Below are 16,950 nucleotides of genomic sequence, written 5' to 3' on the forward strand. Positions count from 1 at the left end.
AAACAGGCGGTTGAGGTCGCTCTGATCGTAGAGTGCGCCCTGTTGCACCGTGCCGGGGTTGTTTTTATCGAGGTAGGCGAGTGGCGCGATGCGCCGCAGTTCGGCGATGGCGTCGGTCGCGCGTCGGGTTGTGTCGTCCCGCGCAACGACAAGGGCAGTGGCCTCGGCGTCCGTGACCGGTCGCCAGAGCATCTGTGGCACGGTGCTCGCCCGCAGCGACGCCTCGATGTTGGCGAGGATGGCCTGGACATCGCCGAGCGTGTCGAGTTGTGCTCGGGCCCGCTGGTATTCGGCCGACAGCGCCTGGCGCAGTGCCTGGTAGGCGCGGGCGGCGCTGACGACGTCGGGGTCGTGGGCGTAGTCGGCGTAGCGGTTGAGACCGGTCGCGTACTTCTCGAGTGCCGCGCGGTAGCGTTCGACTTCGGACGCGCGCTGCAGCGGCGAGGGCCCGGACGTGATGAGGTCGGCCTGGACCGCCTGGATGTCGCGGGTGAGCTTGGTCACGCGGACCCGTTGTCCGGAGACGAGCTCCGGTCGCGCCTCCGCCGCAGGTGCGGCAGCCGTGGAGGTCGAGGGTGTCGCGCTGGCCGCCGTGCTTGCCGGTGTGCTGTTGGCGTCGGTGTCGGGCGTTTCGGTCGGTGCGCCCCCGGTCGCCAGCGCGTTGAATGCCGCGACGAGCGCACCGTGGCGCGCCTTGGCGTCGAGCAGCACGGGGTCGTCGTTGGACGGCATCTTGTCGAGCGCCCGGCCGTAGCTCTCGATGCGCTCGCGCAGTTGCTTCGCCTTCATCGGGTCGGCGACGGCCTGGCTGCCCTCGTCGCGCAACCGTTGGTGCGTTTTGTCGATGTTCTCGGCAATCTTGCCGACCTTGAACTGCAGGCTTGACGACAACGTGGCGGCGTGCGCGTTTGGCACGAGCGGCCAGTGAACCGGTAGCCCGGCGCCCGCCAGCAACACCAGGCAGGTCAGGGTCCGCAGAAGGGGGACAGCGCGCATGGCCGAGTCTCCGATAACACGTGGAGGGGCTAACGAGCGTACCAGCTTGGCCGACCGCGGACCGGTCGGTCGCGCAACACGGCTGCCGAGTGTACCGGGAGGTGCGCAGGGTTCCCCTGCTTGCTGCAGACGCTGTGCGGTACATGTGACGCGGAATGGGTTTGAGCGAAAGCCGGTTCGGGGCGGATTCCGGGTGTGTCCTCGGCCATCCGGTGCGCGCACCTGGTCGGGCTCGCCGGCCGGCAGAGCGCGGGGTGCCAACCGTGACCGCCCGGTGCCCAGGGCAATTGTCCACGGCACTGCGGTCTGTACGCTAGGCAGAGAGCTCGGCAATCAGCCTTTTGACGAAGTGTGTTCCGGCATCGAGCTGCGCCACTTCGATGAATTCGTCCGCCTGGTGGGCCTGTTCGATGGAACCCGGTCCACAGATCACCGTGGCGTAGCCCTCGTCCTGGAACTGGCCGGCTTCGGTGCCGTAGGAGACGACCGCCTCGCTGTTGTCGCCGGTCAGGCGGCGCACGAGCATTTCGGCTTCGCTGTCCACTTCGGTGCGGCAGGCGGGGACACCGTGACGGCGGCGGATGTCGATGCCGGTGTCGGGGTGAATCGCCTGCATGCCGGCCTCGAGCGTGTCGGCGTAGGCACGGTAGCGCGCGTACCAGTCGTCAGCGGATTCGCCGGGCACCATGCGGATATCGGTGGTGAAGTGGCAGTCGCGTGCCGTGATGTTGCCGGCCGTGCCCCCGTTGACGATGCCGACGTGGAGGGTGGTCCAGGGCGGGGTGTACGGCGACGACGGGTCGGCGGCGGCGCGGTTCTCCGCCATGCGCTCGCTGTGCCAGTCGATCAGCTTGGCCGCGACCATGACGGCGGAGACGCCGGTGTGCACCAGCGAGCTGTGGACTTCGTGGCCACGCACGTGGGTCTCGAGGCCGATGCTGCCCTTGTGGCCGTTTACCATGCGCATCAGTGAGGGCTCTCCGACCACCACGGCCCTGGCCGGCGGCAGGGCGGCGCGCATGGCGGCGATCATCGGCGGTGCGCCGACGCAGCCGACTTCCTCGTCGTAGGACAAGGCAATCTGGATGGGTTTCTTGAGGCCGGCCGCCAGCATGTCGGGCACGAGCGCAAGGCCGATCGCATTGAAGCCTTTCATGTCGCACGTGCCGCGACCGAAGAGCTTGCCGTCGCGCTCGACAACGGTGAACGGGTCGGTCGTCCAGGGTTGTCCCTCGACCGGCACCACGTCGGTGTGGCCCGACAAGACCACGCCACCGGCCTCGTCGGGGCCAATGTTGGCAAACAGGCTCGATTTCAGGCCGGTTTCGTCGGGCACGCGGTGGCACGGCACGCCGTGGCCGTTGAGGTAGTCTTCGACGAAGTCAATCAGCGGCAGATTGCTCTCGCTCGACACGGTGGGGAAGGCCACGAGCTTCTCGAGCATCTGACGGGGGGTATAGCGGTCGGGCATGGCGGGCGACGCAGGTCGTGTAAACGTGCCTCGACGGTATCACACCGGTCCCTGCGGCGGCTGGCCTCAGTGCGTGGCCTTGCCGCGGGAGTGGTAGACGCCCATCTCGTCGCGCTCGAACAGGTTCTGCACGCCCGCGTGACGACAGGGTTCGCCGGAGTGGTCGGGCAGGAGGTTCTGCTCCGAGACGTAGGCGATGTACTCGCTCTGTTCGTTCTCGGCGAAGAGGTGGTAGAAGGGCTGGTCTTTACGCGGCCGGATTTCGGCTGGAATGGACTCGTACCACTCGTCGGTGTTGTCAAACTGCGGGTCGACGTCGAAGATCACGCCACGGAACGGAAAGTAGCGGTGCTTGACGACTTGTCCGATATTGAATTTGGCGGTCTTGACCATCTCTGATCCCCAGTCTCACCCCACTAAGGTTAGTGCCCGCCACCCCCGTTTTCAATCGCCGGCAGTGCGCGATTTGGCGCACCGGGTCCGCTGCCGGGCGCCAGGTGGGTTGGTTGTGGCCGCCCCCTGCACCAGGATGTCAGCCCGCCTGCATCGGCGTGTAGCCCGGCGTGGATTCGATGCGTGCAAGCCAGTCGGTGATGCCGGTGTAGTCGCTGAGGTCGAAGCCGCCGTCGCCCGCCACGTGGGTGTAGGCGTACAGCGAGATGTCGGCCATCGTCATCTGGTCACCGGTCAGCCACGGCGCCTCGGACAGCTGTCGATCCATCAGTGCCAGGGCGCGGTGCCCCGGTTTCTGCAGGGCGTCGAACTCGGCCTGCCGCTCGGGGGGCAGACCCTGATAGAGCTTGATGAACCGGGCCACGGCGATGCGGGGCTCATGGTTGTATTGTTCCCAGAACTGCCACTGCCACACCTTGGCGCGGGCAAAAGCGGTGTCGGGCTCGTACGCCGTGCCGGCGGCGAGGTATTTCAGGACGGCATTTGATTCCGAGAGGGTGTTGCCGTTGTCGAGCACCACCAGCGGAACCTCGCCCGCCGGGTTCAGCGCGAGGAAGTCGAGCGAGCGGGTCTCGCCACTCAGGATGTCCACGTCGTGCCAGGTGTAGGGCGACGACAGGAGGTCGGCGGCGAGTTGGATCTTGTAGCAGTTGCCGGATCGGCGATCACCGTGAATGTGCATGGCGGGAACGCGTCCTGGTCTGAGTCGGTGGTGCGGTTGCGGGTCACACGGTGCCACCGTAGCACGCGTCAGCGGACCGCAGGCCGTGTCGCGCGTCGTCAACGGGGCCATGGCGTGGCACACTGGCGCCTTTGACTGGCGGTTGCGAGCCCTGGCGGGCCCGCGCGAGGGTGGGGCGTGGATTTTGAACTCAACGCAGATCAGCAGGCCTTTGTTGATCTCGCGACGCAATTCTCCGAGAACGAGCTGGCGCCGCACGCGGCCCGGTGGGATGCGGAACACGTGTTCCCGGTCGACACCCTGCGCCGCGCCGGCGAGCTCGGCCTGTGTGGGCTGTATGCACCGGCGGCCGCAGGCGGCCTCGGGCTGCCGCGACTCGACAGCGCGCTGGTGTTCGAAGCGCTCTCCCGTGGCTGCACCTCGACAACCGCCTACATCTCGATCCACAACATGGCGACCTGGATGGTGGGCACGTTCGGGTCGCAAGACACCGTGGACGCGCTCGGCGACCCGCTCTGCCAGGGGCAAAAACTCGCGTCCTACTGCCTGACCGAACCCGGTGCAGGTTCCGACGCGGCGTCCCTGCGCACCTCGGCCGTGCGCGACGGCGACCACTACACGTTGAGCGGCAACAAGATCTTCATCTCCGGCGCTGGCGGCACCGACGTGCTGGTGGTCATGGCGCGCACTGGCGAGGCCGGTGCGCGCGGCATCTCGGCCTTCGCGGTGGACGCCGACAGCGACGGCATCAGTTTCGGGCGCAACGAGGACAAACTCGGCTGGCACAGTCAGCCGACGCGGCAGGTGAACTTCGACGCGGTGCGTGTGCCGGCCGACCGACGCCTCGGGGAGGAGGGCGACGGCTTCCGCATCGCCATGGCCGGCCTCGATGGCGGGCGCATCAACATCGCCGCCTGCAGCCTCGGCACGGCACAAATGGCGCTGGAGCAGAGCCGCGACTACCTCCTGCAACGCAAGCAGTTCGGTCGCCCGATCGCCGATTTCCAGGGCTTGCAATTTCGCCTTGCGGACATGGCGACCGAGCTCGTCGCGGCACGGCAGCTGGTGCGACTTGCCGCCAGCAAACTCGATCGCGACGACCCCGACAAAACCACCTACGCAGCCATGGCCAAGCGCTTTGCCACCGATGTCGGCCACCGGGTCTGCGACGAAGCGCTGCAGCTCCACGGTGGCATCGGCTACATCCGCGAGTACCCGTTCGAGCGTTATCTGCGGGATACACGAGTGCACCGCATCCTCGAAGGCAGCAACGAAATCATGCGCGTCCTGGTGGCGCGTCGGCTGCTGGACAGCGAGGTTCCGCTGACTTGACCGCCGGCACCAGCACGCGCGCGACCACCCGACCCACTTTTGCAGGCTCTGCCCCATGTCCAGCGTTTTGACCCACACCCACGCCACCCCAGACGGCTCCACCATCAAGGAGTTGGTGTTGAACGACCCGGCGCGGCACAACGCCTTGACCCTGGACATGATCGACACCATCCAGCCGCAACTCGATGCCTGGCGTGACGACCCGAGCGTGGTTGCGGTGGTGCTGCGCGGTGCCGGTGAGAAGGCCTTTTGCGCTGGCGGCGACGTCGTGAGCCTGGTGAAGGCGGTGCGCGGCGGCAACCCCGGCCTGCCCGAGGCGTTCTTCACGCGCGAGTATAAACTCGACTACGACATGCACACCTACCCCAAGCCCATCATCTGCTGGGGCAGTGGCATCGTGATGGGCGGGGGCAAAGGGCTGTTGACGGCCTGCAGTCACCGGGTCGTGACCGAGACCGCAGTGCTTGCGATGCCCGAGGTCACCATCGCGTTGTACCCGGACGTGGGCGGCAGCTGGTTCCTGAACCGCTTGCCTGGTCGCACCGGGCTGTTTGTTGCGGTTACCGGCGTGCGCCTCAACGCGGCCGATGTGCTGTTTCTCGGGCTGGGCAACCGTTTTGTCTCGAGCGATCGCTATGACGAGATGCTCGCGTCGCTGTCTGCGGCGAACTGGGACAACGCCGACGCGCACGCGACGGTCAATCACGTGCTGCGCACACTCGAGCACGCGAGCCAGTCGGTCTACGACCCCGTGTCGCAGATTCGCGCGCACTACGACCTGATTCAGACACTGACCGACGCAGACTCGGTCGAGGGCTTCGTGGCCAACATCATGGCCCTGGAGACCGACGACCCGTGGTTGCAGCGTGCGCAGAAGACCGCCGGGCACGGCAGCCCGCTGGCGATCAAGGTCATGGCCAAGCAACTCGAGCGCACACGCCACGCCTCGCTGCGCGAGGTGTTTCTCAGCGAAGTCGGCCTGTCGGTGCAGTGTGCGCAGTTCCGCGAATTCCAGGAAGGCGTCACGGCCTTGCTGATCGAGAAGACCGGCGCACCCGACTGGACTTTCAAGTCGCTCGACACCGTCGACCCGGCGGTTGTCGACCGCTTTTTCGACAGCCCGTGGGACGCGAACCCACTGGCGTCACTCATCTGATCAGGAGCACACAGCCATGGCGCACATCGGATTCATTGGCCTGGGCAACATGGGTTTGCCGATGGCGGTCAACCTGGTCAAGGCAGGCCACACCGTGCGTGTATTCGACCTGGTGCCGACCGCAGTGGAGAACGCGGTGGCGGCAGGTGCCGTTGCGGTGGGCACCGCCGCAGAAGCGGCGACAGACGCCGATTTTCTGGTGTCGATGTTGCCAGCCGGCCAGCATGTGCGTGGCCTGTATGTTGACGGTGAGACGCCCTTGCTCGACGTGCTTTCGGCGGACGCGGTGGCGATCGACTGCTCCACGATCGATGCGGCGACCGCCCAACACATCGCGGCCCTCGCCGACGCGCGCGGACTGGCGTTCCTCGATGCGCCGGTGTCGGGCGGCACAGCCGGTGCAGCGGCCGGCACGCTGAGCTTTCTGTGCGGGGGACACGAAGCGCATTTCCAGAAGGCGTTGCCGATTCTCGAAGTCATGGGCAAGAACCTCTTCCACGCCGGGGCGGCCGGTGCCGGGCAAATTGCCAAGGCCTGCAACAACATGCTGCTCTCGGTGTTGATGACCGGCACCTGTGAAGCGCTGAACATGGGCATCAAGGCGGGTTTGGACCCGGCTGTGCTCTCCGACATCATGCGCCAGAGTTCCGGTGGCAACTGGGCATTGAATGTCTACAACCCGGTGCCCGGTGTCATGCCGACGGCCCCGGCAAGCAAGGGTTACCAGGGCGGTTTCATGACCGATCTCATGGTCAAGGACCTCGGCCTCGCCATGGACCTCAGCCAGCAGCTCAACGCGCCGGTGCCGATGGGGTCGCAGGCGCGTGCGTTGTACGCGATGCACAAGGCCAAGGGCAACGGCCCACTCGATTTCAGCAGCGTGTTGTCGCTCTACGCCGACGCCGACTGAGTCGGCGGCGCGGCGAGCGACAGGGCAGGCAGGCCGGAAAGCCGCATCGCACGGTGTGGACTGGCGATAACGGCATTCTGCTATTACAATCAAGGGAATGACTGAGCCTGCCCGGGTTTCCGGTGGTGCAGGCCAAGCGATCGGCAGCGCGGGTTGGTCGCTTGAGAGAACCGGCGCGGGTGACTTGCCCCCGACCGACACGCGGCTGAGGCCGCCGTGGGACCTGTGAGGCGACCCTCGCCCGGGCCCACATTCGCGCACCCCTACATCGCAACGAGACAGTGCATGAGCTTCGATTCGCTCGGCCTTTCGGCCGAACTGTTGAAAGCTGTGGCCGAGCAGGGTTACGACACCCCGACGCCGGTTCAGCAACAGGCCATTCCTGCCATCTGTGACGGCCGTGACGTCATGGCCGCGGCGCAAACCGGCACCGGCAAGACCGCCGGGTTCGTCCTGCCCATGCTGCACCGCCTGGCGGACGCCGAGCGCGCGGCGCTAGGCCAACCCGTGGCGCTGGTGCTTGCACCCACGCGGGAGCTGGCCGCGCAGATCGGCGACAACGCCAGGGCGTACGGCAGACACGTGCCGGTCACGCACGCGGTGGTCTTCGGTGGTGTCAACATCAAGGGGCAGATCGAAACGCTGTCCGCGTCGGTGGACATCCTGGTCGCCACCCCGGGTCGGTTACTGGATTTGCATCAGCAAGGTGTCGTCGGCTTCGACGCGCTGCAGGTGTTGGTACTGGACGAGGCCGATCGGATGCTCGACATGGGCTTCATCCATGACATCAAGCGGATCCTCGCGCTGTTGCCGGAGCGTCGGCAAAACCTGATGTTCTCGGCAACGTTCTCCGACGACATCCGCGCGCTGGCGCGCGACCTCGTACACGACCCCGTCGAAATTTCCGTCAACCCGCCCAATTCGACCGTCGAAGCTGTCGAGCAGACGGTACTGACCGTCAACAAGTCGCAGAAGTGGCGGGTGCTGGTTCACCTGATCAACGAACACAACTGGCCCCAGGTGCTGGTGTTCTCGCGCACCAAGCACGGCGCAAACCGCCTGGTGCGTCACCTCGAGAAGGCCGAGATCACCGCGCTCGCCATTCACGGCAACAAGAGCCAAAGCGCACGCACGCGGGCGCTCGCGGAGTTCAAGGCCGGTGATATACGCGTGTTGGTCGCCACCGACATCGCCGCGCGCGGGCTCGACATCGACCAGTTGCCGCATGTGGTCAACTACGATCTGCCGAACGTGCCAGAGGACTACGTGCATCGGATCGGCCGCACGGGCCGTGCCGGTGCGAGTGGCAAGGCGTTGTCACTGGTATGCGGCGAGGAGGGCAAGCTGCTCGCCGACATCGAGGCCTTCACCGGGTTGAAAATCGAACGCGGGGATGTCGAGGGCTTCGAATTCACCGACGAGTGGGTACTCGATGCGGCACCGGGTCGCAACCGCGATGGCCAGCGGCAGGCCACCGACGGCAAGCCCGGTCGGCAGCGTGGCAACAAGGGCCGGGGCGACAAGGGTGACAAGAACGAGATGGTCGACGAGGCGCAGTCGGGCGAGCGAAAACCGGCGCGCAAGCGCAACCGCAAGGAACGCCAGGCCAAACAGCGCGAGCACGACGAAGATCGCCAACCGCTGGACAACGCCAACCTGCCTCCGACGCTCGAGCACTCCGGCAACCGGGTTGTGCCACAGCGCCCGTCGCGCAACGCCAACCGGGCGCAGCGCGGCGGCGGCCATGTCTACCAGATAGGCGAGGACGACCTGCCCGAGGTCAACGGCAACCGCATCGACGGACCGGAAGTGCACGAGGGCACGCTCTGGATGCAGCCGGCCGACCCGGGCATGGCGGAGTACCGCCAGCAGAACGGCAACCGGCAGCGCCGTGGCAACGGCAATGGCAACAACGCCAACGGCAACCGAGCCCGCAACGGCAACGGCAACAGCGGCAACCGAAACCGCAAGCAGGGCCGGGGTAACAACCAGGGCGGTGCAGCGGCACAGAACCGCCAGGGCCAGGGTGGCGCCGGACAGCAGCAACGCCGCCGTCGCAGGCGCCAGCAGTCCACCTGAGAGGGGCTGTCCAACCCAGGTGAATCCGGCGCCATTCTGCGTCGGTTCCACGCTGATTCGGGCGGGTGACTTCGGTATAGTGCGCGTCACTTCAACGCACTGATAGGGCAGATGCATGGCCACCGTTGTCAACTCGTGGAACGAATTTGATCCACTCAAGCACGTGATAGTTGGCCGGGCCGACCACACCTGCATTCCGCCTAACGAGCCGGCCACCGAAGCCAAGATCCCTGAAGACAGCGACATGCGCGGCATGTGGGGGCCGCGTCCGCTCGAGACCGTTGAAAAAGCCAACGCACAGCTCGACAACCTCGCCAACGTGCTCGAAGACCGGGGCATCACCGTCGACCGGCCGACGCCGATTCAGTGGAACCAGGCGGTGTCGACGCCAGACTTCCAGACCGCAAGTCAGTTCGGCTGCATGCCGCCGCGCGACGTCCTGCTCACAGTGGGCAGCGAGATCCTCTCCGCGCCCATGTCGTTCCGGTGCCGGTACTTCGAGTACCTCGCGTACCACGACCTCATGCAGAAGTACTTCGATGAAGACCCGAATTTCCGCTGGGAGCAGGCCCCGCGGCCGCGGCTGAGCGACGCCTCCTACCAACAGGGCTATTTCGACGAGATCACGATCGAGGAGCGCCTGCGTCGCACCGCTGCGCTGGACTTCGTCACCACCGAACACGAGCCGTTGTTCGACGCCGCTGACGTGATGCGCCTGGGCAAGGACCTCTTCTGCCAGCACGGCCTGACCACCAACCGGCGCGGCATGGAGTGGTTGCAGCGCCACTTTCCGAACCACCGTGTTCACGCCGTCAACTTTCCGGGCGACCCGTACCCGATCCACATCGACGCGACCTTCGTACCCTTGCGCCCGGGGTTGATCATCAACAACCCCAACCGCCGTCTGCCGGATGCCCAACGCGCCTTCTTCGAGGCCAACGATTGGGAGATCGTCGACGCCGCTGCGCCGTCGCACAACCAACCGCCGCCGCTGTGTTACTCGAGCATCTGGTTGTCGATGAACTGCCTGATACTCGACCACAAGACGGTTGTGGTCGAGGCCTCCGAGGTGTTGCAGATGGAGCAGATGGACAAGCTCGGGATGAATGTCATTCCGGTGCCGTTCCGCGACGCCTACCCTTTTGGTGGCGGCTTGCATTGTGCTACCGGCGATGTGTACCGCGAAGGCAGTTGCGAGGATTACTTTCCCAAGCAGGTCGGTGGCACACTGCTGCGCGGGTGACCGCTGCGACGCCCCGCCCCGCGTGCCTACGTAGTACCCGCAGCACCGGCCAACACACTGGAACCAACCGCACCGGGTCGAGTCACTTTGTCGACTCTTCCCGTGCAAGCGTGTTGTGCCATGCGTATCCAGCGATCTGCCGAAGCCCTTCTCGACCAGCTGTCCGATGTTGTCGCGCAACTGCGTGAGCCGGACTTTTCACGGCCGGTGCCGACCCTGAGCGGTGCCTCGGTGGGCCAGCATATCCGACACACGATCGAGTTCTTCGGCTGTGTGATCGACGGCGTGGGCGTCGGCACCGTCGACTACGATCAGCGTCGTCGCGACCCCGCACTCGAATCAGACCCGGTGGCCGCCTTGCATGCCATCGACGACATCAAGGGCTTTCTCGCGAGCACCGAGCACGATGCACTCCTGACGCTTCGGGTTGACTATAGCCTGGAGTCAGGCGACGCGTCCGAGATCCGCAGTTGTCTTTTCCGGGAACTGGCGTACAACATCGAGCACGCGATTCACCACATGGCGCTGATTCGGATCGGTGTGGCTGACATCGCCCCGCACGTCGCGCTGCCAGCGCATTTTGGTGTCGCGAGCTCCACGGTCCGGTATCGGCAGGCGAGCTAGCGCGGCCCGCCGAGCGGCCCATCCGGCAGCGAACCCCGTGGCGCCTGCAGGCGCCTGACGAGGCGCGTGGGTTCAGTGCGTGAAGATGACGCGCACCGATTCGAGTTGCGGGGTGAGTTTGGCGAGACAAGTGACGATCTGCTGTTGCTCGGCCTGCAGTGCTGCGATCTCGGCGTCGCGCACCGGGGCGCCGAGTGTCCGCAAGGCCACCAGCCGGTCCTGCTCGGACCGGAAGTGTGCGCGGGCGGCTTCGAGGGCCTCTTCGGCGATCGGGGCCGCCTTGTCTATCGCGGTCTGCTCGATCTCGCCCATCCGGCGAGCCAGGGTGTCACGCTGGGCGTCGATCAACTGGCGGGCGGTGCCGCGGTCGATGTTCTTCACATTGATGGCCAGCCAGGTGCTTGGCACCTTGGTCGCGACCTCGAGCCCGCTGCGCGTGTGCAGGAGGCGCAGATAGGTGACGGGCAGATACCGTTGCCACTGTTTGCCAGGTGCTGTGCTCTGCAGGCTGTACACCGTCTCCAGCAGGACCTCGCCGGGTTTGAAGGGCTGCGCCTTGAGCGCGACTGCCGCGGTCTTGCCGGTGTCGCCGTCGACCACGAGGTGCAGCAGGCCGCGCACCAGCGGGTGTTCCCAGGTGATGAATTCCAGGTCCTCTCGGTGCAGGGCGAGCTCACGGTTGTCCGTCCCGCTGCACCCGTCTTCGGGCAGGCCGGGAAAGTCGTTGTGCTCCGAGGCCGAGCCGATGTGGATGCTGTAGCTGTCGGCCGAGAGCTCCTCGAGCTCGAGCCCGAAACAGTCTGCTGCGCGTTCGATGAACGGCCAGGGGCCGGGTTGCTCGTCGAGTTGCTGCAGCTCGGTGGCAAGTTCGTGCGAGGCAACCGGGTCGGTGGACGCGAGTTCGAGCAAGCGGTCACGACCGGCGTCAAGCTGCGCGCGCACCTGCTCGGTGACCGACTGAGTGGTGGCAATGAGCCGGTCGCACTGCGCCGTGTCCTCGGGCGCTGTCATCGCCGACTCGCGGGCATCGCCGAGTTTGCCGAGCACGGCGCTGCCGTAGTTGCAACTGCGCGCGAAGGCACCGAGGCCCTCGTCGTACCAGCGCAGCAGCACCTCGTCTGCGCTCTGCGCGCAGCAGGGCACGTGAATGACGACGTCGCGCTTCTGCCCGATGCGGTCGACACGGCCAATGCGCTGCTCCAGCACATCGGGCGCGAGCGGCAGGTCGAACAGAATCACTTCGTTGACGAACTGGAAGTTGCGGCCTTCGCTGCCGACCGCCGACGAGATCAGAATCGGGCAACCGCTCTCGTCGTCGGCAAAGTGGGCGGCGGCGCGATCGCATTCGAGCACGCTCATGCCGCTGTGGAACACGGCGGCGACGATGCCGGCGCGCAAGCGCAACGCGGTTGCAATGTCGAGTGCGGTGTCGTCGTGTTCGCAGATCAGGAGGTAGCGCGTGTCCGGGTTGGCACGCAGCGTGGTCAGCAGCCAGTGCGACAGTACCTCGGTGCGCGCCTCACCCGCTGCCAGCGGCGGCAAGGCGTGTGTGCGCAAGCTTCGCTTCGGCATGCCACCGACCGATTGGCGTGTGTTCCGGAACAACACGCGACCGGTGCCGTGCCTGTCAATCAGTGTGTCGAGCACACGCCGTCGCGTGTCGGCGTCCATGTCCGTCTGCAGCAGCTCCCGCTGCGTGTCACCCTCGAGGTAGGCCGTGAGCGTGGCGAGCTGCGCCGGTGTGATCGGTGTCTCCGGCTCGAGCAGGGGCGTGGCGGCGTCGGCGACGTGGCGATAGGCTGCGTCGCTCGCCAGGTGCGCGTCGAGGTCGTGAAAGCGCTCCGGGTCCAGCAGCCTGAGGCGCGCAAAATGCCCCTCGGGCCCGAGCTGCTCGGGCGTCGCGGTCAACAGCAAAACGCCCGGTGCCGAGTTTGCCAGGCGTTCCACCAACGCGTAGGCCGGACTCGGTTGCTCGCGCGACCAGGCCACGTGGTGGGCCTCATCAACCACCAGTGTGTCCCACGACGCTGCGCACGCCTGCTCGGCCAGCGTGGCCTCGGAGAGCAGAATGGACAGCGGGCACAGCAGCAGTTGCCCGGTCTCGAACGCGTCTTCCGATTCCGGTGTGACCAGCGTGAACAGCAGGTTGAACCGGCGCCGCAGTTCGATCAGCCACTGGTGTTGCAGGGCGTCTGGCACCAGGATCAGTACCCGCCGGGCGCGGTTGGTCAGCAGCTGGCGGTGGATGATCAGCCCGGCTTCGATGGTCTTGCCGAGCCCGACTTCGTCGGCCAGCAACACACGCGGTTGGTGCCGGCGGCTGACCTGATCGGCGACGTAGAGTTGGTGGGGCAGCAGCTCGACCCGAGGGCCGTGGAGGCCGAGGTGAGAGGAGCGGTGCGCGGTGTCAAGCCGTCGCACGGCGTCGAGACGCAGCTCGAAATCGCGGTTGCGGCCGGTCTGGCCCGCCAGCAGGCGCTCGCGTGGCTGATTCAGGCTGTAGTTGGCGGTCAGCAGCGGCTCGGGCAGCTCCACGGTTTCGCCGGTGTCGAAGCGAGTGCCGTGGTAGACGAGCAACCGGTCATTGGCTGACACAGACGCAATCTGCAGGGACCAACCGTGCACCGTGTTGGCGGTGTCGCCCGGGTTCAGCTGCAGCCGCAACAGCGGGGCATTGTCGACGACGTAGCGTCGGGTCTCCTCGAGCAGCGGGAAAGCCAGCTCCACTTGCCGTGCCTCGACGGCGGTCACCAGGCCGAGCCCCAACTCGGGTTCGGCCTCGCTCAGAAAGCGTTGTCCAGGTTGAAATACGGTGCTCACGCGGGTCTCACTGTGGGGCGATCAAGCAACGGGGTGCTCGGCGGCGGTGGGGTCAGGGCCATGCAATGTGGGCGATACCGAGCGCGCTGACGCTCAGGAGAGCCGTACCCAGCACACGGTTGAATTGGGTGGCGTCGCCGGTCTGCAGCCAATCGTGGATCCGCATGCCGAGGATATGGCCCGCGGTCACACACGGCAGCAACCAGAGGTGGTGGACCCACTGCATGTCCACGCCAGCGAGCATCAACGCGATCACTTTCAGGCCGGTGACGACGAACCAGGTCACGAACAGCGTGTCACGCAGCGCCTCACGGGCCACGTGGCTTGCGAACACCGCGGCAATCAGCGGCGCGCCGATCAAGGATATACCGCTCGCGTAGCCACCGATGGCCAGAAACACCACATCGGTGGACCAGTGACGGCTGGCAAAGGGTTTGTTGGTGATGTACCCGACCGCGTAGACCGCGATGATGGCGCAGATCACGAGGCTCACCGTTTCGCCGGGCAAGGTGAGCAGGCCGACGATACCGATGAACTTGGGGACGGCCATGATGGCGAGTGCGTAGCCGAGAAACCGCCAATCGATCTGGCTGTGCGTGGTGGCCTGACCGGTGCCGCGCCAGGCGGCCACACGGTGGCGCCCGTGGGTGATCCAGAGTGAAAAGATCAGCAGGTGCACGGCCAACAGGGGCAGAAACAGCACCGGTTCGGGGTGCACCAGCAGCAGAAACGGCAGTGCCAACGCCGCGCCACCGAAACCGAGGCCGGAGCGCACGAACCCGCTCCAGACGAAGATCAGAGCGACGAGGACGAATTGGTAAGGGGCGAGTTCTGCCACGCGAGCGCTCGTCAGCCTACGAAACCCGCCAGTTTACCCCAGTGCTTTGTCGCCGTGACGAGTGAACACCGACTGTCGGACCGGCGACGCCACGGCGACCCCCGGGTTCAGCGGTACAGTGTCGGCACGCCGAGTTTTTCGTGGATCGCGTTGCAGGTCGCCTGTGACACGTCGAGGGCCTGGGCCAGCGAGTGCAGGTACTGAGCTTCGGATTGGGCGTCCAGGTCGATTGCGAGCACGCTCATCATGTACACCTGCTGGGCCATGTCCTTCGGGGTCTCGCGCGCGAGGCCCTCGACGTCCACGGGGGCCTGCATGACCTCGCGCACGAACGCGGCTTCGTCGGGGCTGATGTCGCCGAGGTGCTCGCCGATCCGCTGTCGCTCGCGCTCGTCAATCTCGCCGTCGGCCTTGCAGGCCATGAGCATCGCGCGCAACAGGATCTCGGCCTTCTCTTCCTCGGTCGGGGCGGCGCTGAGCTGTTGGCCGTTGAGCGCGCTGTTCAGCAGGTCGCCGAGACTGTCAGTCGATCCTGAGGCGCCGCCCCCGAGGGCATCCAACAGGCCCCCGAGCCCGCCGCCACGCTGGCCATCGGCACCGAGCGCGTTGCCGAGCGCACCGCCCAGTCCGCCGCCTCGGGCACCGCCGAGCAGGTCGCCAAGGCCGTCACCGCCGGCCGAGCCACCGGCGGCTGCCCGGCCCTGGCCGCCGCCGAGCACCGCACCCAGGACCCCGCCGAGCAGGCCGCCGCCGCTGGATCCGCCACCGCCGAGCACGCTGCCGAGCACATCCGTGAGACCGGGGCTGCCGGCATTGCCACCGGCCGCGCCGCCCAGCACACTGCCGAGGCCGCCGCTCGAGCCGCCCGACGGTGTCGCACTGCGGCGGTTGAGCATTTTGCCGATACCGCGGGCCACCATCACGCCCATCGCGACCTTGCCCAGTGTTCCGATCATGTTCATGTGCGTCCCTCAGCGCTGGCCGACCTGGCCGTGTACCGCCATGGTGGGACTTCCCGGCTCGGAGCTCAACCGCACACCGGGCGTGCGCCGCGCACACGTTGGCGGCCCGGGGCCACCGGCCCGCGGCTTTCTACGCTGCCACGGCGTGCGTGACAAGCCGGAAGGGTGAGGTGTGGCGCACCCGGTCCACGGGGTTCAGTACCGCAATAATGTCTGTATACGATTGAAAATCGGATTTCCGGGTTTCGGGGTCAAGACTGCCCGTGGACCGCCGATGAAAAGGGTGATGACGCCGATTCCGGAGACGATGTTGATGGCCGACACCAAATTTCGCTTGGTGACCCGCAGTGATTTTGATGGATTGATCTGTGCCGTGCTGCTGAAGCACCTCGACCTGATAGACGACGTGACCTTCGTTCACCCGAAGGACATGCAAGACGGCAAGATCAACATCTCAGCGCGTGACATCACCACCAACCTGCCGTATGTGCCTGGCGCACACTTGTGTTTCGATCACCACTCCTCGGAGTTGCTGCGTGCTGACGCGCCGCAGAGCAACCATGTGATCGAGCCCGAAGCGCCGTCCGCTGCACGGGTGGTCTGGCGTCACTACGGCGGTCATGAGGCGTTCCCGGTTGAGTGGGACGAAATGATGGCGGCGGTCGACAAGGGCGATTCGGCGCAGTTCAGCCGCGAGGAGATTCTCGCACCCGAGGGCTGGAACCTGTTGAACTTCCTGATGGACGCGCGCACGGGGTTGGGCCGCTTCCACGAGTTCCGGATTTCCAACTACGCGCTGATGATGGAGCTGATCGATCACTGCAGCACCATGTCGATCGAACAGATCATGGCGCTGCCGGATGTGTTGGAGCGCTCGAACCTCTACCACGAGTGCAGCGAGAAATTCACCGCGCAGATCGCGCGTTGCGCGCGCGTGCACAGCAACCTCGTGGTGCTCGACCTGCGCGACGAAGAAACCATCTGGCCGGGCAACCGCTTCATGATTTACGCGCTCTACCCCGAGACCAACATTTCAATTCACGTGCTCTGGGGCCTGAAGCAGCAGAACACCGTGTTCGCGACCGGCAAGTCGATCATCGATCGCAGCTCGGCCACGAACGTGGGTGAAATGATGTTGCGCTACGGCGGCGGGGGGCACGAGGCGGCGGGCACCTGTCAGGTGGCGAACGACCAGGCCGAGGCCGTGTTGTCGGAACTCATCGACCAGATCAACGCCGACGGGCCGACACGCGACGCGGGCCAGGCGGCGGCCTGACCCGGGCAGCGCGGCATCACATCGGAAAAACGCGCCCACCGGGCGCGTTTTTTTTGTCACGGCGTTTTGTCGATCCCCCGTGCTAGAGTCCACTGCACACGCCCACGG

At 66.1% G+C, this 16,950-nt stretch carries 14 protein-coding genes; 7 read left to right on the forward strand and 7 right to left on the reverse strand.

The features are described 5' to 3' along the window. The 4 genes from AAGA11_09440 to AAGA11_09455 all read right to left on the reverse strand — a co-directional run. On the reverse strand, positions 1-996 hold a 996-nt coding region (locus AAGA11_09440; protein ID MEM9603074.1), incomplete at its 3' end, for a hypothetical protein. A gap of 313 nt (positions 997-1,309) precedes the next feature. Further along, a complete protein-coding gene (argE, locus tag AAGA11_09445; GenBank protein MEM9603075.1) occupies positions 1,310-2,467 on the reverse strand; it encodes an acetylornithine deacetylase in 1,158 nt (385 codons plus the stop codon). 66 nt (positions 2,468-2,533) lie between these two features. Next, entirely contained in the window at positions 2,534-2,860 is a 327-nt protein-coding gene (gene hspQ / locus AAGA11_09450; GenBank protein ID MEM9603076.1) for a heat shock protein HspQ, read from the reverse strand. A gap of 139 nt (positions 2,861-2,999) precedes the next feature. Next, positions 3,000-3,602, reverse strand: coding sequence for a glutathione S-transferase family protein (locus AAGA11_09455; protein ID MEM9603077.1), 603 nt, complete (start codon positions 3,600-3,602; stop codon positions 3,000-3,002). A gap of 177 nt (positions 3,603-3,779) precedes the next feature. Between AAGA11_09455 and AAGA11_09460 the strand changes: the two genes are divergently transcribed. From AAGA11_09460 to AAGA11_09485, 6 genes are all read left to right on the forward strand, one after another. Further along, positions 3,780-4,934, forward strand: a complete 1,155-nt coding sequence (locus tag AAGA11_09460; GenBank protein MEM9603078.1) for an acyl-CoA dehydrogenase family protein — start codon at positions 3,780-3,782, stop codon at positions 4,932-4,934. A 55-nt stretch (positions 4,935-4,989) separates the two neighbouring features. Continuing rightward, positions 4,990-6,090: an enoyl-CoA hydratase/isomerase family protein gene (locus AAGA11_09465; protein MEM9603079.1), complete on the forward strand. Its 1,101-nt coding sequence runs from the start codon at positions 4,990-4,992 to the stop codon at positions 6,088-6,090. Next, positions 6,032-7,000, forward strand: coding sequence for a 3-hydroxyisobutyrate dehydrogenase (mmsB, locus tag AAGA11_09470; protein ID MEM9603080.1), 969 nt, complete (start codon positions 6,032-6,034; stop codon positions 6,998-7,000). Before AAGA11_09465 ends, mmsB begins: the two co-directional genes overlap by 59 nt. Before the next feature lie 285 nt (positions 7,001-7,285). Then, positions 7,286-9,079, forward strand: a complete 1,794-nt coding sequence (locus tag AAGA11_09475) for a DEAD/DEAH box helicase (protein ID MEM9603081.1) — start codon at positions 7,286-7,288, stop codon at positions 9,077-9,079. A 115-nt stretch (positions 9,080-9,194) separates the two neighbouring features. Beyond that, positions 9,195-10,322, forward strand: coding sequence for a serine/threonine protein kinase (locus AAGA11_09480; protein ID MEM9603082.1), 1,128 nt, complete (start codon positions 9,195-9,197; stop codon positions 10,320-10,322). 120 nt (positions 10,323-10,442) lie between these two features. After that, the gene (locus AAGA11_09485; GenBank protein MEM9603083.1) at positions 10,443-10,946 is read left to right on the forward strand and encodes a DinB family protein; all 504 of its coding nucleotides are present in this window, start codon (positions 10,443-10,445) and stop codon (positions 10,944-10,946) included. A 72-nt stretch (positions 10,947-11,018) separates the two neighbouring features. On the opposite strand, the gene AAGA11_09490 is transcribed toward AAGA11_09485, so the two are convergent. The 3 genes from AAGA11_09490 to AAGA11_09500 all read right to left on the reverse strand — a co-directional run bounded on the left by AAGA11_09490 (position 11,019) and on the right by AAGA11_09500 (position 15,566). Next, positions 11,019-13,766, reverse strand: coding sequence for a helicase-related protein (locus AAGA11_09490; protein MEM9603084.1), 2,748 nt, complete (start codon positions 13,764-13,766; stop codon positions 11,019-11,021). A 52-nt stretch (positions 13,767-13,818) separates the two neighbouring features. Further along, positions 13,819-14,604 carry a TSUP family transporter gene (locus AAGA11_09495; GenBank protein ID MEM9603085.1) on the reverse strand — a complete coding sequence of 262 codons (786 nt, stop codon included), beginning with the start codon at positions 14,602-14,604 and terminating at the stop codon, positions 13,819-13,821. Between the two features lie 107 nt (positions 14,605-14,711). Beyond that, positions 14,712-15,566 carry a DUF533 domain-containing protein gene (locus AAGA11_09500; protein MEM9603086.1) on the reverse strand — a complete coding sequence of 285 codons (855 nt, stop codon included), beginning with the start codon at positions 15,564-15,566 and terminating at the stop codon, positions 14,712-14,714. Between the two features lie 313 nt (positions 15,567-15,879). On the opposite strand from AAGA11_09500, the gene AAGA11_09505 reads away from it, so the two are divergent. Next, entirely contained in the window at positions 15,880-16,842 is a 963-nt protein-coding gene (locus AAGA11_09505; protein MEM9603087.1) for an exopolyphosphatase, read from the forward strand. Positions 16,843-16,950: the final 108 nt, after the last annotated feature.

Source organism: Pseudomonadota bacterium, assembly GCA_039196715.1.
GTDB lineage: Bacteria > Pseudomonadota > Gammaproteobacteria > CALCKW01 > CALCKW01 > CALCKW01.